General features: G+C 75.1%; 22 protein-coding genes and 1 riboswitch. Of the genes, 10 read left to right on the top strand and 12 right to left on the bottom strand.

Annotated elements, in window-relative coordinates:
• Positions 1-5 precede the first annotated feature (5 nt).
• Complete coding sequence (locus tag ACI78Q_RS16655; RefSeq protein ID WP_456924528.1) at positions 6-1,805, bottom strand: IlvD/Edd family dehydratase; 1,800 nt, start codon at positions 1,803-1,805, stop codon at positions 6-8.
• A 174-nt stretch (positions 1,806-1,979) separates the two neighbouring features.
• Here ACI78Q_RS16655 and ACI78Q_RS16650 point away from each other — a divergent pair, with 174 nt between their 5' ends.
• The 5 genes from ACI78Q_RS16650 (at position 1,980) to ACI78Q_RS16630 (ending at position 8,147) form a co-directional block, all read left to right on the top strand.
• Positions 1,980-3,263 (top strand): alpha-hydroxy acid oxidase, encoded by a 1,284-nt coding sequence (locus ACI78Q_RS16650; protein WP_456924527.1) that lies wholly within the window; start codon positions 1,980-1,982, stop codon positions 3,261-3,263.
• A 91-nt stretch (positions 3,264-3,354) separates the two neighbouring features.
• A complete protein-coding gene (locus ACI78Q_RS16645; RefSeq protein ID WP_456924526.1) occupies positions 3,355-4,797 on the top strand; it encodes an Nramp family divalent metal transporter in 1,443 nt (480 codons plus the stop codon).
• On the top strand, positions 4,790-5,761 hold the full coding sequence (locus tag ACI78Q_RS16640; protein ID WP_456924525.1) for a sugar kinase: 972 nt from the start codon (positions 4,790-4,792) through the stop codon (positions 5,759-5,761). Before ACI78Q_RS16645 ends, ACI78Q_RS16640 begins: the two co-directional genes overlap by 8 nt.
• A gap of 2 nt (positions 5,762-5,763) precedes the next feature.
• Positions 5,764-6,648 carry a dihydrodipicolinate synthase family protein gene (locus tag ACI78Q_RS16635; protein WP_456924524.1) on the top strand — a complete coding sequence of 295 codons (885 nt, stop codon included), beginning with the start codon at positions 5,764-5,766 and terminating at the stop codon, positions 6,646-6,648.
• A gap of 151 nt (positions 6,649-6,799) precedes the next feature.
• A riboswitch (cyclic di-AMP (ydaO/yuaA leader) is annotated at positions 6,800-6,950 on the top strand.
• Between the two features lie 279 nt (positions 6,951-7,229).
• Entirely contained in the window at positions 7,230-8,147 is a 918-nt protein-coding gene (locus tag ACI78Q_RS16630) for a hypothetical protein (RefSeq protein ID WP_456924523.1), read from the top strand.
• A 15-nt stretch (positions 8,148-8,162) separates the two neighbouring features.
• Here ACI78Q_RS16630 and ACI78Q_RS16625 read toward each other — a convergent pair whose 3' ends face one another.
• On the bottom strand, positions 8,163-8,537 hold the full coding sequence (locus ACI78Q_RS16625) for an ArsC/Spx/MgsR family protein (RefSeq protein ID WP_456924522.1): 375 nt from the start codon (positions 8,535-8,537) through the stop codon (positions 8,163-8,165).
• A 319-nt stretch (positions 8,538-8,856) separates the two neighbouring features.
• On the opposite strand from ACI78Q_RS16625, the gene ACI78Q_RS16620 reads away from it, so the two are divergent.
• The gene (locus tag ACI78Q_RS16620; RefSeq protein WP_456924521.1) at positions 8,857-9,873 is read left to right on the top strand and encodes an SDR family oxidoreductase; all 1,017 of its coding nucleotides are present in this window, start codon (positions 8,857-8,859) and stop codon (positions 9,871-9,873) included.
• Here the strand turns inward: ACI78Q_RS16620 and ACI78Q_RS16615 are convergent, their stop codons facing one another.
• Both ACI78Q_RS16615 and ACI78Q_RS16610 read right to left on the bottom strand, forming a co-directional pair.
• Positions 9,874-10,686: an alpha/beta fold hydrolase gene (locus ACI78Q_RS16615; protein ID WP_456924520.1), complete on the bottom strand. Its 813-nt coding sequence runs from the start codon at positions 10,684-10,686 to the stop codon at positions 9,874-9,876.
• Positions 10,687-10,727: 41 nt separating this feature from the next.
• A complete protein-coding gene (locus ACI78Q_RS16610) occupies positions 10,728-11,561 on the bottom strand; it encodes a helix-turn-helix domain-containing protein (protein ID WP_456924519.1) in 834 nt (277 codons plus the stop codon).
• Positions 11,562-11,597: 36 nt separating this feature from the next.
• On the opposite strand from ACI78Q_RS16610, the gene ACI78Q_RS16605 reads away from it, so the two are divergent.
• Complete coding sequence (locus ACI78Q_RS16605) at positions 11,598-12,146, top strand: TIGR03086 family metal-binding protein (protein ID WP_456924518.1); 549 nt, start codon at positions 11,598-11,600, stop codon at positions 12,144-12,146.
• 24 nt (positions 12,147-12,170) lie between these two features.
• Here the strand turns inward: ACI78Q_RS16605 and ACI78Q_RS16600 are convergent, their stop codons facing one another.
• Positions 12,171-12,500, bottom strand: a complete 330-nt coding sequence (locus ACI78Q_RS16600; protein ID WP_456924517.1) for a WhiB family transcriptional regulator — start codon at positions 12,498-12,500, stop codon at positions 12,171-12,173.
• Between the two features lie 169 nt (positions 12,501-12,669).
• On the opposite strand from ACI78Q_RS16600, the gene lhgO reads away from it, so the two are divergent.
• Positions 12,670-13,881 (top strand): L-2-hydroxyglutarate oxidase, encoded by a 1,212-nt coding sequence (lhgO, locus tag ACI78Q_RS16595; RefSeq protein WP_456924516.1) that lies wholly within the window; start codon positions 12,670-12,672, stop codon positions 13,879-13,881.
• A 7-nt stretch (positions 13,882-13,888) separates the two neighbouring features.
• On the opposite strand, the gene ACI78Q_RS16590 is transcribed toward lhgO, so the two are convergent.
• A complete protein-coding gene (locus tag ACI78Q_RS16590) occupies positions 13,889-14,476 on the bottom strand; it encodes a PadR family transcriptional regulator (RefSeq protein WP_456924515.1) in 588 nt (195 codons plus the stop codon).
• A gap of 245 nt (positions 14,477-14,721) precedes the next feature.
• On the opposite strand from ACI78Q_RS16590, the gene ACI78Q_RS16585 reads away from it, so the two are divergent.
• The gene (locus ACI78Q_RS16585; protein WP_456924514.1) at positions 14,722-17,109 is read left to right on the top strand and encodes an ATP-binding cassette domain-containing protein; all 2,388 of its coding nucleotides are present in this window, start codon (positions 14,722-14,724) and stop codon (positions 17,107-17,109) included.
• Positions 17,110-17,282: 173 nt separating this feature from the next.
• Here the strand turns inward: ACI78Q_RS16585 and ACI78Q_RS16580 are convergent, their stop codons facing one another.
• The 3 genes from ACI78Q_RS16580 to ACI78Q_RS16570 form a co-directional block, all read right to left on the bottom strand.
• On the bottom strand, positions 17,283-18,461 hold the full coding sequence (locus ACI78Q_RS16580; RefSeq protein WP_456924513.1) for an MFS transporter: 1,179 nt from the start codon (positions 18,459-18,461) through the stop codon (positions 17,283-17,285).
• 10 nt (positions 18,462-18,471) lie between these two features.
• The gene (locus tag ACI78Q_RS16575) at positions 18,472-19,230 is read right to left on the bottom strand and encodes an esterase/lipase family protein (RefSeq protein WP_456924512.1); all 759 of its coding nucleotides are present in this window, start codon (positions 19,228-19,230) and stop codon (positions 18,472-18,474) included.
• A 67-nt stretch (positions 19,231-19,297) separates the two neighbouring features.
• Positions 19,298-20,305: a GNAT family N-acetyltransferase gene (locus ACI78Q_RS16570; protein ID WP_456924511.1), complete on the bottom strand. Its 1,008-nt coding sequence runs from the start codon at positions 20,303-20,305 to the stop codon at positions 19,298-19,300.
• 120 nt (positions 20,306-20,425) lie between these two features.
• Between ACI78Q_RS16570 and ACI78Q_RS16565 the strand changes: the two genes are divergently transcribed.
• A complete protein-coding gene (locus tag ACI78Q_RS16565; protein WP_456924510.1) occupies positions 20,426-21,808 on the top strand; it encodes a carotenoid oxygenase family protein in 1,383 nt (460 codons plus the stop codon).
• 57 nt (positions 21,809-21,865) lie between these two features.
• Here the strand turns inward: ACI78Q_RS16565 and ACI78Q_RS16560 are convergent, their stop codons facing one another.
• From ACI78Q_RS16560 to ACI78Q_RS16550, 3 genes are read right to left on the bottom strand one after another with little or no spacing between them, the layout of a single operon-like run.
• Positions 21,866-22,318, bottom strand: coding sequence for a hypothetical protein (locus ACI78Q_RS16560; protein WP_456924509.1), 453 nt, complete (start codon positions 22,316-22,318; stop codon positions 21,866-21,868).
• A gap of 23 nt (positions 22,319-22,341) precedes the next feature.
• Complete coding sequence (locus ACI78Q_RS16555) at positions 22,342-23,337, bottom strand: multicopper oxidase domain-containing protein (protein ID WP_456924508.1); 996 nt, start codon at positions 23,335-23,337, stop codon at positions 22,342-22,344.
• Positions 23,338-23,351: 14 nt separating this feature from the next.
• Positions 23,352-24,437: a multicopper oxidase domain-containing protein gene (locus tag ACI78Q_RS16550; RefSeq protein ID WP_456924507.1), complete on the bottom strand. Its 1,086-nt coding sequence runs from the start codon at positions 24,435-24,437 to the stop codon at positions 23,352-23,354.
• Positions 24,438-24,508: the final 71 nt, after the last annotated feature.

Genomic DNA, 24,508 nt, shown 5'->3' with positions numbered 1-24,508 from the left:
CCGCCTCAGTGGTTGTCGCGGGGGATGCCCATCGTCTGCGCCACGCGCCGGTAGCCCACCGCCGGACGCAGCACCATCCCCTCGTCCAGCTGCGTGACCATCCCGCGCTGGATCTCCTGCCACGGCGTCTGCGCCGCCGGGACCGGGTAGCCGCCCGCCGCCTCCAGCGCCCGCCGCCGCCCGGCCAGCTCCTCGTCGGGCACCAGCACGTCGGCCCGCCCGGCCCCGAGGTCGATGCGGACCACGTCGCCGGTGCGCAGCAGCGCCAGCCCGCCGCCGTCGGCCGCCTCGGGTGCGGCGTTGAGGATCGACGGCGAGCCCGACGTCCCCGACTGGCGGCCGTCCCCGATGCACGGCAGCTCGTGCACGCCCTGCTTGATGAGGGCCGCGGGCGGCTGCATGTTCACCACCTCGGCCGAGCCCGGGTAGCCCAGCGGGCCGACCCCGCGGATGACCAGCAGGCAGGTCTCGTCGACCGCCAGCGCCGGGTCGTCGATGCGGGCGTGGTAGTCCTCCGGCCCGTCGAAGACGACCGCGCGGCCCTGGAACACCCCCGGGTGCGCGGGGTCGGACAGGTAGCGCTCCCGGAACTCGGGGGAGATGACGCTGGTCTTCATGATCGCGCTGTCGAAGAGGTTGCCCCGCAGCACCAGGAAGCCGGCGTCGGGCAGCAGCGCGGTGTCGAAGGTGCGGATGACCTCGCGGTCGGTCACCCGGGCCTCCCGGCAGTTCTCGCCGATCGACCGGCCGGTGACGGTCAGGGCGTCCTCGTGGATCAGCCCGTGGCCCATGAGCTCGGCGACGACGGCGGGCACGCCGCCGGCCCGGTGGAACTCCTCGCCGAGGAACCGGCCGGCCGGCTGCAGGTCCACGATCAGCGGCACGTGCAGGCCCAGCTCCTGCCAGTCGTCGACGTCCAGCGGCACCCCCGCGTGCCGGGCGAGGGCGTTGACGTGGATCGGCGCGTTGGTGGACCCGCCGATCGCGGAGGTGAGCACGACGGCGTTCTCGAACGCCTCCCGGGTGAGGACGTCGGACGGCCGGAGGTCCTCCCGCACCATCTCCACGATCCGCCGGCCGGTCAGGTAGGCCATCCGGGCGCGGTCCCGGTGCGGGGCGGGGATGGCGGCGCAGCCGGGCAGGCTCATGCCGAGGGCCTCGGCGATCGCGTTCATCGTCGACGCGGTGCCCATGGTGTTGCAGTGGCCGGGGGAGGGGGCCGCGGAGGCCACCAGCTCGACGAACCCGGCCTCGTCGATCTCGCCGGCGGCGAGCAGCTCCCGGGCCTTCCACACGATGGTCCCCGACCCGGTCCGCACGCCGTCGTGCCAGCCGTCGAGCATCGGCCCCCCGGACAGCACGATCGCCGGGAGGTCCACCGTGGCCGCGGCCATCAGGCAGGCCGGCGTCGTCTTGTCGCAGCCGGTGGTCAGCACCACGCCGTCCAGCGGGTAGCCGTACAGCACCTCGACCAGGCCGAGGTAGGCCAGGTTGCGGTCCAGGGCCGCCGTCGGACGCCGGCCGGTCTCCTGGATGGGGTGCACCGGGAACTCCAGGGCCAGCCCCCCGGCGTCCCGGATGCCCTCGCGCACCCGCCCGGCCAGCTGCAGGTGGTGCCGGTTGCACGGGGCGAGGTCCGAGCCGGTCTGCGCGATCCCGATCACCGGCCGGCCCGACTGGAGCTCCTCGCGGGTGAGCCCCCAGTTGAGGTAGCGCTCGACGTAGAGCGCCGTCATCCCGGGGTCCCGCGGGTCGTCGAACCACGCCTGGCTGCGCAGTCGCCGTCCGGGTGCCGCGTCGTCCACCGGGGCCTCCTCCCGCCGGGGGTCGCCGTCGGGCGGCCCGGCCCTGCCGGCGCGATCGTGGCACGGGGAGCCGCCCGGCCGCGCTCCGGCGGACGACGAGCGGCTCTGCGGGGACCCTGCGACGCTGGCAACCGCCACGTCCCGGCTGGTCGTCAGCGTGCAGAGCGAGGGGACATGACCGACGAGGTGTCGATGCCACCGGTCCACACGGCGCGGCAGGTGCCGAGGTGGTCCGAGCTCCGCGAGGTCGTGCAGTTCCGCCGGCCCCGGGCCGGCCGCACCGCCCGGCGCCTGGAGCGTGCGCTCACGGTGCGCGACCTGCGCGCGGCGGCCCGCCGCACCACGCCCCGCGCGGTCTTCGACTACGTCGACGGCGCGGCGGAGGAGGAGATCACCGCGGCCCGCAACGTCGCGGCCTACCGGCGGGTCACCTTCCACCCCGACGCCCTGCGCTCGGTCGCCGACCCGGACCCCGCCGTGGAGCTGCTCGGCTGGCGCATCGCGATGCCACTGGTCTTCGCCCCCACCGGCTACACGCGGATGATGCACCACCACGGGGAGGCCGCCGTCGCCTCCGTGGCCGCGCACGTCGGCGTGCCCTACGCCCTGTCGACGGTGGGCTCCACCTCGATCGAGGACGTGCGGGCCGCGGCGCCGTCGGGCGACCTGTGGTTCCAGCTGTTCTTCACCGCGAACCGGGAGCTCAACGCGAGCCTGCTGGCGCGGGCCGAGGCGGCCGGGTACTCGACGCTGCTGCTCACCGTCGACACCACCGTCTCCGGCATGCGCTACCGGGACGTCGTCAACGGCCTGACCATCCCGCCGACGCTCACCGCCCGCACCGTGCTGAACATGTCGCGGTTCCCGGGCTGGTGGTTCAACAAGCTGACCACCGGCGGGATGACCTTCGCCTCGCTCACCGGCGTCCCGGGCAACCCGACCCCGGGCGAGGTCGCCAGCATGATGTTCGACCCGCGCCTGGACCTCGGCTCGCTGGACTGGCTGCGCGAGCGCTGGCGGGGCCGCCTCCTCGTCAAGGGGGTGACGACGCCGGCGTCGGCGCGCGAGGCCGTGGAGCACGGGGCCGACGGGGTGGTCGTCTCCAACCACGGCGGCCGCCAGCTGGACCGCTCCGCCGCGACGCTGGACGTCCTCCCGGAGATCCGCGGGGTCGTGGGGCCGGGGGCCACGGTGCTCATCGACGGCGGCGTGCTGCACGGGCAGGACGTCATGGCCGCCCGCGCGCTCGGCGCGGATGCGGTGATGATCGGCCGGGCCTACCTGTACGGGCTCATGGCCGGCGGCCGGGACGGCGTACTGCGGACCTACGAGATCCTGGCCGAGGAGTACCTGCGCTCGATGCAGCTGCTGGGCGTGCGCCGCAGCGCGGACCTGTGCGAGCGGCACGTCGCCTTCACGCCGCACGGCACCGGGGACTACCCGAACGTCTCCGTCTGACCCCGGGCCGCACCCCCGGGTTGCCGCTGCGCGCCGGACGTGCAGGAATGGATGCGCCTGTGACAGTGACTCAGCTCACACAGGGGGCGCGATGGTCACGACCCGTCCAGGAGGCCGGCCGCCGTCGGTGGTGGACCTCTTCCCGACCAAGCACCTGGCCGCGCCGTCGGTGCGGGAGATGCCCGAGCCGCCGGCCAGCTTCCGGCACGTCATCGGCCCGGGGATCATCGCCGCCGGCGTCGGGATGGCCAGCGGCGAGTTCATCCTCTACCCCTACATCGCCAGCCAGGTGGGGCTGGTGTTCGTCTGGGCGGCCTTCGTGGGCCTGGCCACCCAGTACTTCCTCAACATGGAGATCGAGCGGTACACCCTCGCCACCGGGGAGACCGCGCTCACCGGCTTCAGCCGGTACTGGCGGCACTGGGGCCTGGTGTTCGCGATCATGGCCTACTTCGCCAACATCTGGCCGGGGTGGGCGACCAGCTCCGCCACCCTGGTCACGTACCTCGTCGGCGGCAGCGTGGTGCCGATCGCCCTCGGCATGCTGCTGCTGATCGGGATCGTCCTGACCTTCGCGCCGGTCGTGTACCAGGCGCTCGAGAAGATCGAGATGGTCAAGGTCGCGGCGGTCCTGCTGCTCATCGTCGTCGCCTCCGTCGCCGTGATCGGCGCCTCGACCTGGGCGGACGTCCCCCAGATCGTCACCGAGGCCGGGCTGCCGGCCGAGGAGCTCGGGTTCGCGCTCCTGCTCGGTGCGCTGGCCTTCGCCGGCGCCGGCGGCGGGCAGAACCTGTGCCAGAGCAACTGGATCCGCGACAAGCGCTTCGGCATGGGCGCCTACGTGCCGCGGATCGTCAGCCCGGTCACCGGCCACCCGGAGGCCGCGCCCTCGACCGGGTTCGTGTTCGAGCCGACCCCGGAGAACCTCGGCCGGTGGCGGCGCTGGTGGAAGTTCGCGAACACCGAGCAGCTCTCGACGTTCGTGGCCATCAGCTTCCTCACCATCCTGTTCACCTCGCTGCTGGCCTACGCCACCGTGTTCGGGGAGGAGGGGCTGGCCAGCGACATCTCGTTCCTCAAGGCCGAGGGCGACGCCCTCAACGCCTCCGTGGGCGGCTGGTTCGGCACCTTCTTCTGGATCATCGGCGCCTTCTCGCTGTTCGCCGCCGCGCTGGGCATCGTCGACTACACCAGCCGGCTCGGGGCCGACGTCCTGAAGACCGCGTACCTGCGCAACGCGAACGAGAGCAAGATCTACTTCGCGCTGGTCTGGGGCCTGGTGGCGATCGGCTGCATCGTCCTGCTGTCCGGGCTGTCGCAGCCGTTGATCCTGCTGGTCATCTCCGCGGTGACCGGCGGGCTGATGATGTTCATCTACTCGGCGCTGCTGCTCCTGGTGAACCGGCGGATGCTGCCGAAGGAGATCCGCCCGGGCGGGTTGCGGGTCGCCGCGCTGGTCTGGTCCTTCCTGCTGTTCGGCTTCCTGTCGGTGCTGACGTTCAACGAGCAGCTGGCGAAGCTCTTCGGTGGGTGAGCCGGGGGAGGTCGCCGCGGCCGTCCCGCGGGTGGTCACCGCGGGGGAGACGATGGTGCTCGTCGTCCCGACGGCGCCCGGCCGGCTCCGGCACGCCGGGGCGGTGACGCTGTCGATCGGCGGCGCGGAGAGCAACGTCGCCATCGGGCTGTCGCGGCTGGGCGTCCCGGCCGCCTGGGTGAGCATCCTCGGGGACGACGAGCCCGGCGAGCTGGTGCTGCACCGGGTGCGGGCCGAGGGCGTGGACACCCGTGCGGTGCGCCGGGTGCCGGACCGCCCGACCGGCCTCTACCTGCGCGAGGAGGTCGCCGGGGCGCTGCGGGTCCACTACTACCGCCGCGGCTCGGCGGCCTCGACCCTCGCCCCGGGCGCCTTCGACCCCGCCGTCCTCGAGGGTGCGGCCTTCCTGCACCTCACCGGGATCACCGGGGCGCTCTCCCCGGAGGCCGCGGAGTTCCTGCCGTGGGCGGCACGGACGGCGCGGGCGGCGGGCGTGCGCGTGAGCTACGACGTCAACTACCGCAGCCGACTGTGGGAGCCGGCCGCGGCCCGCGCCGCCAGCGAGGCGATGTTCCCGCACGTCGACGTCCTGCTGGCCGGCCACGACGAGGTCCGCGCCCTGTGGGGCTGGGACGACGACACGTGCCTGGAGCGGCTGGCCGACGCCGGGCCCGCCGAGGTCGTGCTCAAGCTCGGCGCGCGCGGCTGCGCGGCCCGGGTGGACGCCGAGCGGCTGACCTCCCCGGGGTTCCCCGCCCGACAGCTCGACCCGGTCGGTGCCGGCGACGCGTTCGCCGCCGGCTACCTCGCGGCCACCCTGTGGGGCTGCGGTCCGGCCGAGCGCCTGCGCACCGCCAACGCCATGGGCGCCTTCTGCGTGCAGGACCGCGGCGACTACGAGGGCCTGCCCAGCCGCCGTGAACTGACCGCGTTCCTGGACCGGACCGTCGACCTCGGGAGGTGACGATGCACCCCGACGACCCCGCCGGCGTGCTCGAGGGTGTCTACGTGGCGAACGTGACGCCCTTCCGCGACGACGAGCGCTTCAGCATCGACGTCGACTCCTACCTGGGCCACGTCCGCTGGCTGGCCGGGCAGGGCGTGGCCGGGGTCATCCCGTTCGGCACCAACGGCGAGGGGCCGTCGGTGTCCCCGCGGGAGAAGCTGGCCGTGCTGGAGGCCCTGCTGCCGGAGGTGGGGCCGCTGCACGTCGTCCCGACGGTGGCGGAGGGGAACCTGCCGGACACCCTGGACCTGCTGGCGCAGTTGGCGGACCTGCCGGTGCGGGCGGTGATGGTGCTCCCGCCGTACTACTTCCGGCCGGCCGCGGCCGAGGGCCTGCGGGTGTTCTACGAGCGGGTCCTGGCCGCCACCCGGCACCCGGTGGTCGTCTACCACATCCCCAAGTACGCGGTGCCCGTCCCCGCGGAGCTCGTGACCGCGCTGCCGGTGTGGGGGGTGAAGGACTCCGGCGGGGAGGCCGGCTACGCCGAGGCCGTGCACGCGGCGGGCAAGGGCGTGCTGGTCGGTACCGAGGACGACCTGCCGGCCCGCCTGCTGACCGCCACCGGCTCGATCTCCGCGCTGGCCAACATCGTCCCCGAGCAGGTCGTCGCGCTCCACCAGCACGTCCGCGGCGGGCGGGCGGCCGACGCCGCGGCGCTGTCGGCCCACCTGCAGCAGGTGCGGGCGATGACCAAGGAGTTCGTCGCGCCGGGGCTGCTCAAGCGCATCGCCGAGCGGCGGCACGGGCACCCCATGGGCACCGTGCGCCCGCCCCTGGTGCCGGTGCCGGCGTCCTTCGACGCCGCGGCCGCGGTCGAGCGCGCCGTGGCGGTCCCCGTCGGCTGAGGGTCCAGCCCCTACACCGTCCGGCCGTCGATCGGGCGCTGCGCGACGCGGGTCACCCGACGAAACGACGGCCACGGATTGTCACAACTGCATAACGACGGTTACGGTGGGGTGGTCCGCTCGACCGTCGCGTCCCCGCCCGGGGAGCCCCGAACGGACGCCGCCGAGTCGCCCTCCGGGGTGAGCCGGGGACCCATCGCAGTACTGGGGTGAATCCCGCTCCGGGCATCCGTCCGGAGCGAGTAGGGCTGCTTCCCGCCCGAACCCGTCAGCTAACTCGGTAGGCGGCCATCGGAAGAACGGAGAGCCGCCGGATGGCGCGCCCTTGCCCTGCAGCACGACCCCGCCCGAGCCGGTACCGCCCGAGCCGGGTGCGCCCGCGCACCTGATCGCACGCGGCCGTCCCTGACGCACGCCGCCCGCGGGCCCACCTCGAGCACCTCCGCTCGACCGGCTGACCGCCGCTTCCCCGGTGACCCGCGCAGGCGCCCGGACGACCGCAGCCCCGCTGCTCGCTCGCCCCCGCAGCCCGCCGCCCCCCGGCGCGCCGCTGCGCCGTAGACCCCGGAGCACACCCCCTCATGGACCCCCGCACGACAACCGGTCGCGCCGCCGACCGCCGCAGCGGTTCGCGCCGCCGTCCCCCGGCGACCGTCCGCCGTCCCGCGCTGTACCTCGGCGTGGCCACCGCCGGCGCCCTCATGGTCAACGTCCTGTTCGGCTCGGACCCGGCCGCGCAGGCCGAGGCCGGGCCGTCGGAGTCGGTCAGCGTCGCCGCTGAGCTCGGGCTGACCGCCGACTCCGCCCCCGCCGCCCAGGCGACGCCGGACCTGGAGGCGCTCGAGCAGCTGACCGCCAGCCGCAGCAGCCGCGAGGCCGAGCAGACCGCGGCGCAGCAGGCCCAGGCCGCCGCCGACCAGGCCGAGCTGGACCGCCGGAAGGCCGAGGAGGAGGCCGCAGCGCGGGCCGCCGAGGCGGCCAAGGCCGCCGAGGCCGCGAAGGCCGCCGAGGCCGCGAAGGCCGCCGAGGCCGCGAAGGCCGCCGAAGCGGCGAAGGCCGCCCAGGCGGCGAAGGCCGCCCCGCAGCGTTCCGGTGGGTCCGCCGGAACGGCCGCGGCCTCGGGGAGCGTCGCGGCCACCACCGTCGCGCGCATCACCAACACCGCCGGGCCCACCAAGCCCCCGGCGCAGGCGGCCGCCAACGCGGTGGTCAGCAACGTGCCCGGCGCCGCCGGCATCACCATCGGCGGCACCCGTGCCAGCGCCGCCGACCCGGGCGGCCACCCCTCGGGCCTGGCGCTGGACTACATGACCAGCTCCGCGCTCGGGGACACGATCGCCCAGTACCACATCGCCCACTGGGACGAGCTGGGCGTGGACTACATCATCTGGAAGCAGCGGATGCTCAGCTCGCCGAACGGTGCCTGGAAGGCCATGGCCGACCGCGGCAGCCCGACGGCCAACCACATGGACCACGTCCACGTGAACTACCGGGGCTGACCGCCTCCCCGGCGGTCACGGCCGCCCGTGCGCGTCGCGGGCGGCCGCGACCACCTCGGTCAGCGTCTCGTCGTCCCGGGCGACCCACGCCCGGCCGTCGTCGGTCAGCACGAGCGGGCGCTGGACCAGCCTCGGGTGCTGCACCAGCAGCCGGATCCACGTGTCGGCGTCCCGGGGGAGGTCCCGCAGCCCGAGCTCGCGGGCCAGCGGCTCGGACATCCGCGTGACGTCCCACGGCTGCAGCCGCAGCGCGCCCAGCGCGGCGCGCAGCTCCGCCTCGGTCGGCGGGTCGTCGAGGTAGCGGCGCAGCGTGTACTCCACGCCGGCCTCCTCCAGGTGGTCGCGTGCGGTGCGGCACTTGGAACAGGACGGGTTGAACCAGACCTCCACGAGCCGACCCTAGGGCTGCCCACGCCGATCGGCAGACGTCCTAGACATCTGTTGCGGGGTGCACCGGTCGGCGGCATGCTGGTCGGCGGGCGGGGCCCTGGGGCGTTCCCTCGGGTGCGCCCCGCCCGCCAACGTCCGACACGGGGGTTTGGGCGGCGCCGCCCGAGGGCACCCCGTCGGCCGACCGGCCCCGGCGTGGCCGTGAAACCCCCGCGCCGGGGCCGTGGCGCGTGCGCACCCGGGCCGGCCCCGGTGTCGCGCCGGACACATCCGGCCGACACGCCCAGCGGCCGCGTCTCGCCGGGGTAGGGCACCCGCCATGGCACAGACACGGTTGAAGCCGGTGGGCGAGCAGGTCGTCGTCGTGATGGGCGCGTCGAGCGGCATCGGCCGCGCGACCGCGGCCCGGTTCGCCGCCGAGGGCGCGCGGGTCGTCGTCGCGGCACGGGGCGAGGCGGGGCTGCGGTCCCTCGTCGAGGAGATCCGGGCGGCCGGCGGCGAGGCCTGCGCCGTGGTCGCCGAGGTCGCCGACGCGGCCCAGGTGCGACGGGTGGCCCAGCGCGCGGTCGACGAGTACGGCCGGCTGGACACGTGGGTGCACGCCGCCGCCGTCCTGCTCGTCGCCCCGTTCGAGGAGACGACGCCGGAGGAGTTCCAGCGGGTCGTCGACGTCAACCTGATGGGCCAGGTCCACGGGGCCATGGCCGCCGTGGCGCACCTGAGGCGGGACGGCGGTGCGTTCGTCTCCATCTCCTCGATGGGCGCCAAGCGCGGGGTGCCCCTCCAGACGGCCTACTGCGCGACCAAGCACGGCATCGACGGGTTCCTGGAGACGCTCCGGACCGAGGTGCGCCGGGAGGGCCTGCCGGTCAGCATCACCCAGGTCCTGCCCGCGACCATCAACACTCCGCTGTTCGACCAGGCGCGGACGAAGATCGGCGTCAAGCCCGTCGCGCCGCCGCCGATCTACCAGCCCGAGGTCGTGGTGGAGGCCGTCCTGCACGCCGCGGCGCACCCGGTCCGGGACGTCGTCGCCGGCGGGTCGGCGAAGGCGCTGATCCTCGGCGAGAAGCTCGCCCCCCGCCTGGTCGACGCGCTCATGACCCGCTTCGGGTTCGAGGCCCACGACACGGGCGTGCCCAAGCCGGCCGACGCGCCGGACAACCTCTTCGCCCCCCTGGACGGGTTCGACACCGCCCGGGACGGGTTCGAGGGCCAGGCGCGGGAGCGCAGCCTGTACACGTCGCTGCGGCGGCACCCCGTCGTCGGCCGGATCCCGCTGGCGGCGGAGGCGCTGGCCGCGGCGGGTCTGGTCCTCCGGCCGCTGATCCCGTAGTCAGCGGCCGGAGGCGGCCGCGGCGCGGTCCACGAGGCGGACCACCCGCCGCGGGACGTCGGCGATCGCGCTGTGGCCGGCGAACGGCAGCAGGCGGAAGCGGGCGGAGGGCACCAGGAGCGCCAGCCACGCGGCCTGGCTCAGCGTCATGACGTCGTGGGTGCCCTGCGCGACGACGACCGGGCAGTCGACGGCCCAGTAGTCGATCGTGGCCTCGCGCACGACGGCGGAGCGGACCAGTCGCCAGAAGTCCTCGGTGTCGGCGAACGCGCGGACCAGTGCCGCGGCCTCCGCGGTCGGCGTGCGCCATCCGCGCGCCCGCAGGAGGCTCAGTGCCGCCGTGCGCGGCACGGCCCCGTGGAGCACGGCGTCGGCGACCGGGGCGAGTGCGCCGAAGCCCAGGCGGGCCACGGCGAGCAGGGCGACCTGGACGGCCCGCTCCGGGGGTGTGAGCGGTCCGGTGGGCGCGATGGCGACGACCGACCGCGCGCGCTGCCGCCGGGCGAGCTCGAGGCCGAGGCGCGCGCCGAGGGAGACGCCGAGGACGTGCGGTTCGCCCATCCCACGCCGGTCGAGCTCCTGCTCGACGGCGTCGGTGAGCGTCGCGACGTCGGCCCGGACGTCGGCGGGCAGCGGGGGCGAGGAGCCGTGGCCGGGCAGGTCGAGGGCGAGGACGTCGTAGCGGCGCGCCAGCTCGGGCAGCACCGCCCCGAACTCCGCACGGGTGCTGCCCAGCCCCGGGAGCAGCAGCAGCGGCGCGCCGCTGCCCTCGCGGTGCCCGCTCAACCGGTGCAGGGGTGTCGGCCTGTCCACCCGGGTCATTGAACGACGGGCGGCCGGCGTCCGCGCGGTGGTCAGGCGTAGCGGGCCGCGAACTCGCCCGGCGTCATCGCCGTCACCCGGGCGAAGTCGCGGGTGAAGTGCGGCTGGTCGGCGTAGCCGAGCGCCGCCGCGGCCGCCCCGAGCGAGGTCGTGCCGGTGCGCAGCCGCTCGGCCGCCTCCTGCAGGCGCCGGCGCTGGATCAGCCACTTCGGCGTCAGGCCCAGCCGGCGGGAGACCAGCCGCTGCAGGGCCCGCTCGGACAGCTCGAACTCCGTGCAGACCTGGGCGACCCGCGTGACGTCGCTGCGGGACTCCACGAACGCGACGACCCGGTTGACCAGGTCGCCCTCGGCGTCGACGGGCAGGAACGCCCGCAGCACCCTCTCGTACGCCGACACCGCCCGGTGGTGCGCCGCGGGCGCGTGCGGGTCGGCGGACATGGCGGCCCGCACGCCGGCGGTCAGCTCCTCGCCGCGGGTCCCCAGCACCTCGGCGACGTCCACCGAGCGGTCGGTGTAGCCGGTCATGGAGGCCCCGGTGACGAGGCTGCCCGCGGCCGGGGCCAGCATCACGCCCACGGCCCAGCCCGCGCCGCTCAGCGTGGTCGTCGACAGACCCGAGACCACGCCGTGGAAGCGGGCGTGGTCGACGGCGACGACGAGCAGGGAGCCGGGGTACTGCAGGACGCGCTGCGGCGCCTCCTGCCCCGGCGGCACCGACCAGACCGGGATCCAGTACCGCTGGAGGAGGCCGGTGAACTCCCCGCCCGGGGCGTACCGGTACATGACGTGCGACGCGTCGCCGGGCTCCTTGAGGTGGGCCCGCTCGACCACGTCCAGCCGGGGCCGCTCGCTGTCGGGTTTCATCAAGACGCAGGGTGCCGCATCCCGCACGCTCCGGGTATGACCAGCACCGCGGACCGGTTCGCGTCCGCCTCCCGGCCCCTGCTCGACGTCCTCGACGCCGTCCCCGCGGACGCGTGGACCAACCCCTCGCCCTGCGAGGGCTGGACCGCCCGCGACGTCGTCGGCCACCTGGTCGACACCCAGCGGGAGTTCCTCACCGGTCGCGGCCTCGACCTCGGGCCGGCACCGGACGTGGCGGCCGATCCCGCCGCGGTGTGGCGGGACCACGCGCAGCGGGTGCTCGCGGTGATCGCCGACGACGGGGTGGCCGGCGCCTCGTACGAGGGCTTCTTCGGGCCGACGACGGTCGGCGCGACGTTCGAGCAGTTCTACGTGTGGGACATGGTCGTGCACCGCTGGGACGTCGCCCGGGCGGCCGGGCTCGACGCCGGCCTGACCGACGCCGAGCTGGAGCGGGTGGAGCGCGGCGCGGACGGCTTCGGGGAGGCGCTGCACATGGAGGGCATCTGCCGGCCCGTCGTGCCGACGCGCCCGGACGCCGACCGGCTCACGCGCGTGCTCGCCCGGCTCGGGCGGAGCGCCTGACCCGCCGCCGGCGACACGGGCCGGTCAGGCGCTGAGGACGTCGCGCCGCTGCAGGCGCAGGCGACGGCGCTCGCGCTCGGACAGCCCGCCCCAGATGCCGAAACGCTCGTCGTTGGCCAGGGCGAACTCCAGGCACTCGGCCCGGACGTCGCAACCGGTGCACACGCGCTTGGCCTCACGCGTGGAGCCGCCCTTCTCCGGGAAGAACGCCTCGGGGTCGGTCTCGGCGCACAGGGCGTCGAGCCGCCACGTCTCGTCGGAGGCGGCGGGGAGGGGCCACTCCGGCAGCGACCGCTCGGCGGTCGCGGACGCGTCGGTCAGGAGGGTCAGGGACGGGCGGGAGAAGGACGACACGGGAAGCTCCTCGGGCGGGTCGGGAACGCACCGACGTGACGGACCGGTACGAACTGGCTGCTGTCCGTGACGTTACGTATCCCCCCATCGGGTGGCACAGGCCCAGATCGAACGAAACCGTCTCGTCCGGTTGGTGGATTGTGTCGGACCGCGGGGAACGGGGTGTCGGGTGAGCGCGACCGGACCGGTGCGGATCGGCGTCGTCGGAGCCGGCATCGTCGGGCTGGCGGTGGCCCGCCGGCTCGCCGAGCTCCGGCCGGACGCGCGCCTCACCGTGGTGGACAAGGAGCACGACGTCGGCGTCCACCAGACCGGGCGCAACAGCGGCGTGGTGCACGCGGGCCTCTACTACCCGCCGGGCTCGCTCAAGGCGCGGCTGTGCACGCGGGGCAGGGTGCTGCTCCGGGAGTTCTGCGCCGGCCACGGCCTCGTCTACGACGAGTGCGGCAAGCTCGTCGTCGCCCGGGACGACGGCGAGCTGCCCGCGCTGCGGGAGATCGAGCGCCGGGCCACCGCCAACGGCGTCCCCGGGCTGCGCCGGCTGGCCGGCGGCGAGCTGCGGGAGGTCGAGCCCGAGGTGGTGGGGGCGGGGGCCCTGCACTCCCCGCACACCGCCATCGTCGACTTCCGCGCGGTCGCCCATGCCATGGCCGAGGACCTGCGGCGGGCGGGCCACGAGGTCCGGCTGGGCTTCGAGGTCACCGGCGTGCGGCGGCCGCCCGGCGGGGGAGTGGTGGTCGGCTCCGGCGGGCAGGAGCTCGCCGTCGACCGGCTGGTCGTCTGCGCCGGCCTGCAGACCGACCGGGTGTCGCGGCTGGCCGGCGACGAGGAGGGGCCGGCGATCGTGCCCTTCCGCGGCGAGTACCTGCGCCTCGTGCCCGAGCGGAGCTCGCTGGTGCGGGGCCTGGTCTACCCGGTGCCCGATCCGCGCTACCCGTTCCTCGGTGTCCACTTCACCCGACGCGTCGACGGGGGCGTCGACATCGGGCCCAACGCGGTGCTCGCCCTGGCCCGGGAGGGCTACCGCTGGCGCGACGTCCGGCCGGGGGAGCTGCTCGCGACGCTGACCTGGCCGGGCATGCGGCCGCTGGCGCGGCGGCACTGGCGCACCGCCGTCGCGGAGGTGCACGGCTCGCTGTCGCGCTCGGCGTTCGTGGCCGCGGCGCGGGAGTACGTGCCGGCCCTGACCCCCGCCGACGTGCGGCGCGCCCCGGCCGGCGTCCGGGCCCAGGCGGTGGACCGGGACGGCACCCTGGTCGACGACTTCCGGGTCAACCGGCTCGGCCCCGTCGTCACGGTGCGCAACGCGCCGTCGCCGGCGGCCACGTCCTCGCTGGCGATCGGGGAGTACGTGGCCGAGCGGGTGCTCGAGCCGGACTGAGCGCGGCTCACCCCGCCCCGGGGCCGGCCGGCCCCTCGGGCCCCTCGGCGAGGAGCAGGTAGAGCGACCGGCGGGCCTCGGCGAGGACCGCCGCCGCCCGGACCCGCTGGCCGTCGGAGCCGGTGCGCGCCACCTGGCGCGCGGCCGCCGCCAGCTGCTCGAGCGGCCCGCGCAGGTCCGCGCCCGGACCGGCACCGGGAGCGCCGGCGAACGGGTCCGGCCACGCCTCACGGCCCGACTCGACGTGCTCGCGCCCGGCGTCGGTCAGCGTCACCAGCTTGCGGCCGGCGTCCGCGGTGACGGTGACCAGGCCCTCGTCCTCCAGCTGGCTGATCGTGGGGTAGATGGCGCCGGGGCTCGGCGTCCACCGGCCGCCGCTGCGCTCGGCGATGGACTGCATGAGCTGGTAACCGTGCATGGGCTCCTCGGCGAGCAGCAGCAGGACGGCGGTGCGGACGTCGCCGCGCGGTGCGCGGCCGCGGCCGCCGCGGCGGGGGTGCACCGGGCCGCCTCCGGCGAAGTCCGGCCGGCCGTGGTGGGGGTGGTGGTGGCGCAGGCCGGGGTGTCGGCCCTCGCGCCCTCGCATGGGGTTCATCGCTGGCCTCCAGGTGTATCGGATGACGGTAACGATACATCGTTACCGTCCTTGGTCAACCCCTCGGGCGGTGGACGGCGGGTCCCCGGAACGGACGGCGACCGCGCGGCGCCCCTCCCGGTGCGCACCGCCGATCCGGTAGACAGCGGGGGTTGCCGCGACCGCGTTCCGCTCGGCGCCGGTCGGGTCGAGCCAGGGACGCCGACGGGGCCGCGCAGCCGGTCCGCCCGACGAACGGAGATCCGATGAGCACGGCCACGAGCACGGACCGACAGGCGACGGCGCACACCGCCGACAGCCACGACCTGATCCGTGTGCACGGCGCGCGCGAGAACAACCTCAAGGACGTCAGCGTCGAGCTGCCCAAGCGCCGGCTGACCGTCTTCACCGGCGTCTCCGGCTCCGGCAAGAGCTCGCTGGTGTTCGGCACGATCGCCGCGGAGTCCCAGCGGCTGATCAACGAGACCTACAGCGCCTTCGTGCAGGGCTTCATGCCGACGCTGTCGCGGCCCGAGGTCGACGTCCTCGACGGGCTGACGACCGCGATCATCGTCGACCAGGAGCGGATGGGCGCCAACCCCCGCTCGACGGTCGGCACCGCCACCGACGCCAACGCGATGCTGCGCATCCTGTTCAGCCGGCTGGGCCGGCCGCACATCGGCTCGCCCAACGCGTTCTCGTTCAACATCCCCACGGTGCGGGCCAGCGGGGCGATCACCGTCGAGCGCGGCGCGAAGACCAAGGCGGAAAAGGCGACCTTCACCCGGCTCGGCGGCATGTGCCCGCGCTGCGAGGGCATGGGCTCGGTCACCGACTTCGACCTGACCGCGCTGTACGACGAGACCAGGTCGCTGAGCGAGGGCGCGCTGACGGTGCCCGGCTACAGCATGGACGGCTGGTACGGCCGGATCTTCGCCGGTGCCGGCCTGCCCATGGACAAGCCGATCGCGAACTTCACGAAGAAGGAGCTGCACACGCTCCTCTACGGGGAGCCCACCAAGATCAAGGTGGAGGGGGTCAACCTCACCTACGAGGGCGTGATCCCCAAGATCCAGAAGTCGATGCTGTCCAAGGACGTCGAGGCGATGCAGCCGCACGTCCGGGCGTTCGTGGAGCGCGCGATCACCTTCACCACGTGCCCCGAGTGCGACGGCACCCGGCTGGCCCCGGAGGCCAGGTCGTCGAGGATCAACGGGAAGAACATCGCCGACCTCTGCGCGATGCAGATCAGCGACCTCGCCGAGTGGATCCGCGACCTCGACGAGCCGTCGGTGGCCCCGCTGCTGACCGGGCTGCAGCACCTGCTCGACTCGTTCGCGCAGATCGGGCTGGGCTACCTCTCGCTGGACCGGCCGGCCGGCACGCTGTCCGGGGGCGAGGCCCAGCGCACCAAGATGATCCGCCACCTCGGCTCCTCGCTCACCGACGTCACCTACGTCTTCGACGAGCCGACGATCGGCCTGCACCCGCACGACATCCAGCGGATGAACGAGCTGCTGCTGCGGCTGCGCGACAAGGGCAACACCGTGCTCGTCGTGGAGCACAAGCCCGAGACGATCGCGATCGGCGACCACGTCGTCGACCTCGGCCCCGGCGCCGGCACCGAGGGCGGGCAGGTGGTGTTCGAGGGCACCGTCGAGGGGCTGCGGGCCAGCGGCACGCTCACCGGGCGGCACCTGGACGACCGCGCCTCCCTCAAGCCGTCGGTGCGGACGCCGTCCGGGGTGCTGGAGGTCCGCGGCGCCGGCACCCACAACCTGCGCGACGTCGACGTCGACGTCCCGCTCGGCGTGCTCTGCGTCGTCACGGGGGTCGCCGGCTCCGGGAAGAGCTCGCTCATCCACGGCTCGGTCGCCGGCCGCGAGGGCGTGGTGGTGATCGACCAGACCGCGATCCGCGGGTCGCGGCGCAGCAACCCGGCGACCTACACCGGGCTGCTCGAGCCGATCCGCAAGGCGTTCGCGAAGGCCAACGGCGTGAAGCCGGCACTGTTCAGCTCCAACTCCGAGGGCGCCTGCCCGACCTGCAACGGCGCCGGGGTCATCTACACCGACCTGGGGGTCATGGCGACCGTCGAGACCACCTGCGAGGAGTGCGAGGGCAGGCGGTTCCAGGCGTCGGTGCTGGAGTACACGCTCGGCGGCCGGAACATCGCCGACGTGCTCGCGATGTCGGTCGTCGAGGCCGAGGAGTTCTTCGGCGGCGAGGGGGAGGCGCGCACGCCGGCCGCGCACAAGGTCCTCGACCGGCTCTCCGACGTCGGCCTCGGCTACCTCACCCTCGGCCAGCCGCTCACCACGCTGTCCGGCGGCGAGCGACAGCGGCTGAAGCTGGCCACCCAGATGGCCGAGAAGGGCGACGTCTACGTCCTGGACGAGCCGACCACGGGCCTGCACCTGGCCGACGTCGAGCAGCTGCTCGGCCTGCTCGACCGGCTGGTCGACTCCGGCCGCTCGGTCATCGTCATCGAGCACCACCAGGCGGTCATGGCGCACGGGGACTGGATCATCGACCTCGGCCCCGGTGCCGGCCACGACGGCGGCCGGGTCGTCTTCGAGGGGACGCCCGCGGAGCTGGTCGCCGCCCGCTCCACCCTCACCGGCGAGCACCTCGCGGCCTACGTCGGCGCCTGACCCCGGCCCCCGCGGGCCGGGCGACCCCTGTCGATCATGGAGTCCTTGCTCGGGACACGCCGGCCGGCGGCGTGTCGAGCGACATCCACCCCGTGATCAACGGCGGGTCACCGTCAGCGGCAGGGGCGGCGGACCCGGTGGATGCGACGTCTCCCCGCGGCCGGGCCGTGCGCTCAGCCCGGCCCGCGGGGGCGCAGCTCCAGCCACAGCCAGCCGGCGAGAACGACCGGGACGACCACGAACCCGGCCAGCGCGGCGACGCTGCCGAGCAGCGAGCCCAGCCAGGCCAGGAGCAGCGGTGTGCCGAAGCCGGTGTAGGCGAAGGCGTAGAACGCGCTGTTCATGGCCCCGCGGGTGTGCGCGGGCGCCAGCCGGGCGGTGAGGGTCAGCCCGGCGGTGAGGCAGAGGCCGCCCCCGGCGCCCAGCAGCACCGCCGACGGCAGCAGCACCGCCTGCGTCCCGGCGACGACCGCGACCACACCGAGGCCGTGGCCGACGGCGCCCAGCGCCATGCCGAGCGGCGCCGCGCCCCGGTCGGCGCGGCGCCCGACGCGGGCGGCGACCGCGCTGGCGGCCAGGGCCAGCCCGCCGATCAGCCCGGCGTAGGCGACGCCGACCCCGTCGCGGACGACGAGCAGGGGCAGCAGGGTGGCGGCGACCGACGGGAAGGCGAAGACCCCGACGGCGGTGGGGGCCAGCACCGCCCAGAACGGCCGGCGCGCCTCCGGCGGCAGGCCCAGGGTCATGAGCCGGCCGGGGCGGCGGACGTGCACCGTCTCGGGCACCGTGGCCAGCGCGGCCACTCCGACGACCAGGACGGCGACGTGCACGAGGTAGGGCAGGGTGGTCGGGGCCGGGCCGTACTGGGCCAGCACCCCGCTCAGGGCCGGTGCCACGGCGAAGCCCAGTGACGTCGACACCGCCCCGCGGGTGGCCGCCGACTGCTGGCCCTCGGGCCCGGCCAGCTCCTGCAGCCACGCGTTGGCCACCGAGAACACGACGCCCGACACCACGCCCTGCACCAGCCGCCCGGCGTAGAGCAGGGGCAGGTGGTCGACGGCGGGGAGGAACAGCAGCGAGGCCAAGCCGGCGACGACCGAGAACGGCAGCACCAGGGCCCGCCGTCCGAACCGGTCCGAGGCCGCACCGGACACGGTCACTGCCGCGATCAGGCCGACGGCGTAGCAGCCGAAGACGGCGGTGAGGTCGGCCTCGGACAGGCCCAGGGTGCGCCGGTAGACCAGCAGCAGCGGGGTCGGGATGTTCGTGCCGAGGGCGACGGTGAACAGCCCGAAGGTGAGGGCGTCCAGACGCCGCCGCGTGACGTCCCGTTCGCGCGTGGCCTCCGGCACCCCGCGGACGCTACCGACGCCGCGGGAAGAACGGGCGGAGCGCGAGCGGCGGGCGGAACGCCCGCCAGACCCCGTCCGGGGCACCGAGCCGGTCGGCGAGCAGCCACAGCACGGCGGGGTTGTGCGCCAGGCCCAGGTGGCTGCCGCGCACCTCCACGTTCTCCCGGTGCCGGCCCGGCGGGTACCGGCAGGCCGACCAGTCGACGACGCCGTCGGCCCGGGTGAGCACGGAGGTGGCCGGCACCCGCAGCGAGCCCGCCTCCGCCCAGGGCCGCGCGAACGCCGCGGCGCCCGGGGAGAGCCACGAGCCGCGGTCGACCAGCTGCGACGCCGTCCGCACCCAGGGTGGCTGCCGCAGGACCGGGCTGCCGAGCGTCACCAGCCGGCGCACGCTCCCGGGTCGCGCCCGGGCCAGCTCCTGGGCGTACAGCCCGCCGAGGCTCCAGCCGACCAGGCTCACCCGCTGCCCGGAGTCCCGGTGCAGGCGGTCGAGGCGGGCGCGCAGGTCCTGGACGACGCGTCCCGTCGGGCCCCGGTTCGTGCCGAGGCTCCAGCCGGAGACGTCGTGGCCGAGGGCGCGGAGGAACCCGCGCAGCAGGACCGTGGCGGGATCGCCGGTCATCAGTCCCGGGAGCACCAGCACCGGGTGCCCGTCGCCGCGGCGCGCCGCCGCCAGCACCGGCCAGGTCGCCAGCAGCGCGGCGAGGTCGAGGCCGGCGCGGGGTGGCTCGGTCAGCAGGGCCCGGACGGGGGGACGTCGGATCGGCACCGGCACCACGTTCCCGGACCGCGGCCGCCCGTGCCCTCGGTGAGGCGGGGAGATCCTGCGTCGTCGGTCACACCGGGGACCCGACCCGGAGCGACCAGGTGGACAGCTGCCCGGCCGGCCGGAACCCCAGGGCCTCGTTGACCGCGACCATGGGCCGGTTGGACTCCGCGTTGTAGGTGCTGATCCGGCGGACCGCGGGCAGCGTCGCCACGAGCTCCCGCAGCACCGCGACCTTGACCAGGGTGCCGAGGCGCCGGCCGCGGTGCTCGCGCAGGACCAGCGTGCCGGCCTGCTGGGCCCGCTCCGGCTGCGCGAGGGGGACCTGCAGGTCGGTGAAGGCCACCAGCCGGCCGCCGGTCACCGCCCCGGCCGAGAGCACCGTCCGGCCGCGGGCGACGTGCGCCTCCTCGTACTCCCGCACCCGCGCGGCGTCCCAGTGCTCCTCCTCGACCGGGAGGTCCCCGTGCGGGGCGTCGGTGGTCATGCGCCGCTCGAGCAGTGCCCGGTCGTGGACCAGCCCGTCCGGCGTCCGGTCCCGCCAGGTGACCACCTCGTAGCCGCGGCCGGCCGCGCGCGCCTGCGCCTCGAGCGCCGACAGCCGCGCCTCGTCCGGCGGGAGCAGCAGGTCGCGACGGCTCTCCAGGAGGTCGCACCGCCAGCCCGAGCGCAGCGCGAACGCCCGGCCGGCCACCCCGGGCGCGGGCTCGTCGACGTCGGCGACCAGCTGGGTGCGGCCGGCGCCCCCGGTCACCCGCACCGCCTCCTCCAGCAGCCGGGCGCCGACGCCCCGGCGGCGGTGTGCGGGGGAGACGGCCAGGTCGACGTGGGCGACGGTCGGGTTGTCCCGCAGCGGCAGCAGCAGCCGCAGCGCGCCGACGACGGTGCCGCCGGCCAGCGCCACCCGGTGGGTGCCGGTCAGGGAGCCGCCCGGGGCGAGCAGCCGGCGGGCGAGGGCGACGTGGTCGCCGGCCGGCCGCGGCGGGTCACCCGGCCGATCCGCGCGCTGGCTGTCGGCCCACACCCGGCACCAGGCGGGGAACCGCTCGTCGTCCGGGCCGATCTCCGCGATGCGCACGTCCCCGTCCTACCTCCCGGCGCAATCCGGTTTCGGGACGGCGGCCTTCCGGCGGGCGCGGATGAGGGACAGACTCCGGGAGACACGGGGACCCAGGACATCGACCGGCGGGAGAGCCCGATGCTCGACCACCCGACCCCCGGCGCCGGCCGGTTCGTGCAGGGACCGTTCGCGCCGGTCACGGAGGAGGTCACGGCGTTCGACCTGCCGGTCACCGGCCGCCTCCCGGCCGCCCTCGACGGGCGCTACCTGCGCAACGGGCCCAATCCCCTGGGGCTCGACGAGCCGGTGCAGCACTGGTTCCTCGGTCCGGGCATGGTGCACGGCGTCCGGCTGCGCGACGGGCGGGCGGAGTGGTACCGCAACCGGTGGGTCCGCTCCCGGCAGGTGGCCGCGGCGCTGGGGGAGCCGTGGCCCGGCGGCCCGGTGCACGCCGACACGGACTTCGCGGCCAACACCCACGTCGTCGCCCACGCCGGCCGGACGCTGGCCACCGTCGAGGCCGGCCCGCTGCCGTACGAGCTCACCGACGACCTCAGCACCGTCGGCCCGTGCGACTTCGGCGGCACGCTGCCCGGCGGGTACGCGGCCCACACGAAGCTCGACCGCCGGACCGGGGAGCTGCACGCCGTCGCCTACTTCTGGGCCTGGGACCACGTGCAGCACGTCGTCGTCGGCCCGGACGGGCGGGTCGGCGCCACCACCGACGTCCCGGTCCCGGACGGGCCGATGATGCACGACTTCGCCCTCACCGACCGCTACGTCGTGCTGCTCGACCTGCCGGTCACCTTCAGCATGGACGCCGCCGTCGCCGGCTCGCAGCTGCCCTACGCCTGGAACCCCGAGCACCCGCCGCGGGTCGGGCTGCTGCCGCGCGAGGGGACCGACCGGACGGTCCGGTGGGCGGAGGTGGACCCGTGCTGGGTGTTCCACACCCTCAACGCCCACGACGACGGCGATCGGGTGGTCGTGGACCTGTGCCGGTACGACGGCCGGTACGACCTCGCGGACCTGAGCGGGAACGGGCGGCTGACGCTGGACCGGTGGACCGTCGACCCGGCGGCCGGTACCGTCCACCGGCGCTGCCTCGACGACCGGCCGCAGGAGTTCCCCCGGGTCGACGAGCGAGTGGTCTCCCGGCCGCACCGCTACGGGTACAGCGCGGCGACCGCGGACGTGAGCGCCGCCTCGGTGCGGGCGGACGGCGCGTTCCGGGACGACGCGTTTGCCGACGCTCTGCTCAAGCACGACCTCGCGACCGGGACGGTGGAGGCCCACCGGTTCCCCGGCGGCACGGTCGGCGAGGCGGTGTTCGCCCCGTCGTCACCCGACGCCGGCGAGGACGACGGGTACGTCATGGCGTTCGTGCACGACCCCGACCGGGGAGCCGCCGACCTGGTGGTGCTCGCCGCCCAGGACTTCGCGGGCCCACCGCTGGCGCGGGTCCACCTGCCGGCGCGGGTGCCGCTCGGCTTCCACGGCAGCTGGATCCCCACGGCCTGAGGCGGCGCCGGCTCGGGATCGGGCGGCGGTGCCCGGGTCGTCAGCCGCCGGCGGCGCTCAGGCCGACTCCGCCCGCAGCGGGCCGGACCGGAGCGGGGGCGTCGCCGGCGTGCCCTGGTCCTCGACGACCCGGACCTCGACGACGTACTCCCCGGGGTTGGCGAACACGTCGCGGAACCCCTCGTCCCGCACGACCTCGCAGCCCGAGCCCGAGCCCTCGATCCACTGGTCACCGATCCCCAGGTCGACGACCTCCCGACCCGCGCGGTCGAGGATGTGGCTCTCGATGCCGTCCCCGTCCTGCGGGAGGTCGTTGTCCCAGATGAAGCAGATCACCGGCAGGGTGTTGCGGTCCTCCAGCTCCAGCCACGCCTGGCCGCCGTTCTGCCAGTCGGCACGCAGGTGGACGCCGTCGTCCTCCAGCGCGGCCAGGGTGGCGGTCACCCCGGTCGCGAGGCCCACCGTGGCCAGGGCGCCGACGACCGCGGTCCGCCTGCTCCAGGTCCTCATCGTGTCGTCTCCGCTCGGCTCGGTCAGGTGACGATGACGTGGGCGGTGGCCGTGCCGGCGAGCGCGCCGGTGAGCCAGTGCCGGAACTCGTAGGTCACGGTGTGCGTGCCCGCGGCGGTGGGGGTCAGGATCATGTCGTAGCGCTCGGCGGTGACCGTCTCCAGCCGGTTCCCCGGCAGGGGGGTGGGCTCCGGGAGCAGCTCGCCGTCGGACATGTGCACGACCGGGGCCAGCGCCGCCGGGAAGCGCACGACGTTGACGAAGTACGCGCCGGTGAGGTGGCGCAGCAGCACCCGCTGGCCGACGCGTGCCCGCACGGTCGTCTTCCGGTTGTTCCGCGACTGTCGTGCGTCGACGCCGTTGACCGTGAAGTAGCGGGGCCGGAACCGGTTGAGCCGGGTCCGGTCGGCGATCGCGTCCTTCTCCCCCGAGGCGTGGTTGTAGTCCCGCCACGACGGGTCGATGTCGTAGGTGGCCCACAGCGCCTCGACGTCGTACTGCGGCCCGCCCACGTACAGGGTCCCCGGGCCGGACGGCGGGTCGATGACCAGGTAGCCGAACATGCCCATCTGCACGTGCAGCGGGGCGTTGCGGTGGCAGTGGTAGAAGAACGTGCCCGCCCGGGAGGCCCGCCACTGGTAGGCGTACTCGCTCTTGACGGTGAACGAGGTGTCCGGGACGCCGTCGTTGTAGGTGGACGGCTCGATGCCGTGGTGGTGGATCGTGTGCCGGTTGATCGCCGGGTCGATCACGGTGTGCACCACCTGGCCCTGCCGCACGCGGATCGGCGTCGACGGGAACGGCTTGTCGTCGTCCGGGTCCTTGAACGCCCAGTACTCGACGTCCTCGCCGTCGGAGAACTCCAGCTTGTCGTTGAAGACCTTGCGCTCGAAGGTCACGTCCGGGCGGACCCGCCCGGGCGTCTCGGGAGCCGCCTCCGGGTAGTTGTGCCCGAAGTGCGTGGCCTGGGTGAGGTCCGCCGGGCGGTTCTGGTCGATCGGGACGAGGCCACCGGCCATCGTGTCCACTCCTCTCAGTCGAAGACGGCCTCGGAGACCATGCCGCCCGCGTAGTGGCCGCCGCTGGCGGTCTCGGCCATCTCGATGTGGTCGTGCACCACGTACTTCTGCGCGCGGTCGACCACCGGGAAGGAGTCCGGCGGGGTGTTGAAGGGGAACAGCACGTCCACGGCCGTGCCCGGGGGGACCCGCACGGTGTCCTTGTTCGTGCCGACGATCCACGGGGTGTCCGGGTGGCTGAGCACCCAGATGTGGTTGCCGTGGAAGTGCACCGACCGGGGCGCCCGCCCGGTGTTGATCATGCGGACGAGCGTGGCGTCCCCGGGCTCGGTCAGGGACCCCGCCTCGCCCTCGAGGTACGTGGCCGGGTCCTCGACGGCCAACATCCCGCTGATGCCGTTGATGAGGAAGTACTCCGGCTCGGGGTCGTTGGGCAGCGCCACCCGGCCACCGGCGAGGTCGCGGGCGGTGGCGGGGTTCAGCTCGGCGAACAGCCACGTGCGCTCCTGGACGATCTGCGTCGGGATCGTGGCCTGCTGGGTGCCGAACAGCGGCTGGCGGCGGGCCCGGGCCAGGGCTCCGGGGAAGTTGGCCTCGATGGAGCCGGCCGCCCCCCGGGCCCGGACGACGAGGGCGCCCGTGGCGCCCAGGGCGCGTCCGGTGTCGGCGCTGCCGTCGACGGTGCCGATGTAGACGAAGGTCCCCGGCCGGGCCGGTGCGGTGAAGGAGATCGTGCGGGTTCCGCCCGGGGCGATCGGGGTGCCGTCGACGCCCGGGACGCCGGGCACCGCGAGCCCGATCCGCCGCGTCGTCCCGTTGCTGATCGTCAGGTTCACGGTGTCCCCGGTCTCGACCTCCAGCCGGCCGCCGGGGATCTCGGCCTGCGCGGGGGTGCTGCCGAAGCCGAGGACCGGCACCACCAGGCCGTCGATCATGGTGCGCTCGCCGTCGAGCGCGAAGACCTCCGCGTCGACCACGTCGGCCGCGGCCCGTCTCGCCGTGCCCAGGAGGCCGGCCGACGCGAGAGCCAGGGTGGCCGCGGTGCCGGTGCCGAGCCGGAGCACGGCCCGGCGGGAGACGCGGGGATCTGCGGTGTCCATGAGCGGTCCTCCGGGGCTCGGAGCACCCCGCCGGGCGGGGGAGCGGTGCGCTGCCGACCCAGGATCCGGCG

This window comes from Geodermatophilus sp. SYSU D00705, assembly GCF_054050135.1.
Note: the sequence above shows the minus strand (reverse complement) of the source record. Positions and strands in the feature narration are given on the sequence as shown.

What these genes read in the sequence shown, in the direction of transcription:
- ACI78Q_RS16650 (WP_456924527.1), top strand. Translation starts at nt 1,980, where the DNA reads ATGACCGACGAGGTGTCGATGCCACCGGTCCACACGGCGCGGCAGGTG.
- ACI78Q_RS16645 (WP_456924526.1), top strand. Translation starts at nt 3,355, where the DNA reads ATGGTCACGACCCGTCCAGGAGGCCGGCCGCCGTCGGTGGTGGACCTC.
- ACI78Q_RS16635 (WP_456924524.1), top strand. Translation starts at nt 5,764, where the DNA reads ATGCACCCCGACGACCCCGCCGGCGTGCTCGAGGGTGTCTACGTGGCG.
- ACI78Q_RS16630 (WP_456924523.1), top strand. Translation starts at nt 7,230, where the DNA reads ATGGACCCCCGCACGACAACCGGTCGCGCCGCCGACCGCCGCAGCGGT.
- ACI78Q_RS16620 (WP_456924521.1), top strand. Translation starts at nt 8,857, where the DNA reads ATGGCACAGACACGGTTGAAGCCGGTGGGCGAGCAGGTCGTCGTCGTG.
- ACI78Q_RS16610 (WP_456924519.1), bottom strand. Translation starts at nt 11,561, where the DNA reads ATGAAACCCGACAGCGAGCGGCCCCGGCTGGACGTGGTCGAGCGGGCC.
- ACI78Q_RS16605 (WP_456924518.1), top strand. Translation starts at nt 11,598, where the DNA reads ATGACCAGCACCGCGGACCGGTTCGCGTCCGCCTCCCGGCCCCTGCTC.
- ACI78Q_RS16590 (WP_456924515.1), bottom strand. Translation starts at nt 14,476, where the DNA reads ATGAACCCCATGCGAGGGCGCGAGGGCCGACACCCCGGCCTGCGCCAC.
- ACI78Q_RS16585 (WP_456924514.1), top strand. Translation starts at nt 14,722, where the DNA reads ATGAGCACGGCCACGAGCACGGACCGACAGGCGACGGCGCACACCGCC.
- ACI78Q_RS16565 (WP_456924510.1), top strand. Translation starts at nt 20,426, where the DNA reads ATGCTCGACCACCCGACCCCCGGCGCCGGCCGGTTCGTGCAGGGACCG.
- ACI78Q_RS16560 (WP_456924509.1), bottom strand. Translation starts at nt 22,318, where the DNA reads ATGAGGACCTGGAGCAGGCGGACCGCGGTCGTCGGCGCCCTGGCCACG.
- ACI78Q_RS16555 (WP_456924508.1), bottom strand. Translation starts at nt 23,337, where the DNA reads ATGGCCGGTGGCCTCGTCCCGATCGACCAGAACCGCCCGGCGGACCTC.
- ACI78Q_RS16550 (WP_456924507.1), bottom strand. Translation starts at nt 24,437, where the DNA reads ATGGACACCGCAGATCCCCGCGTCTCCCGCCGGGCCGTGCTCCGGCTC.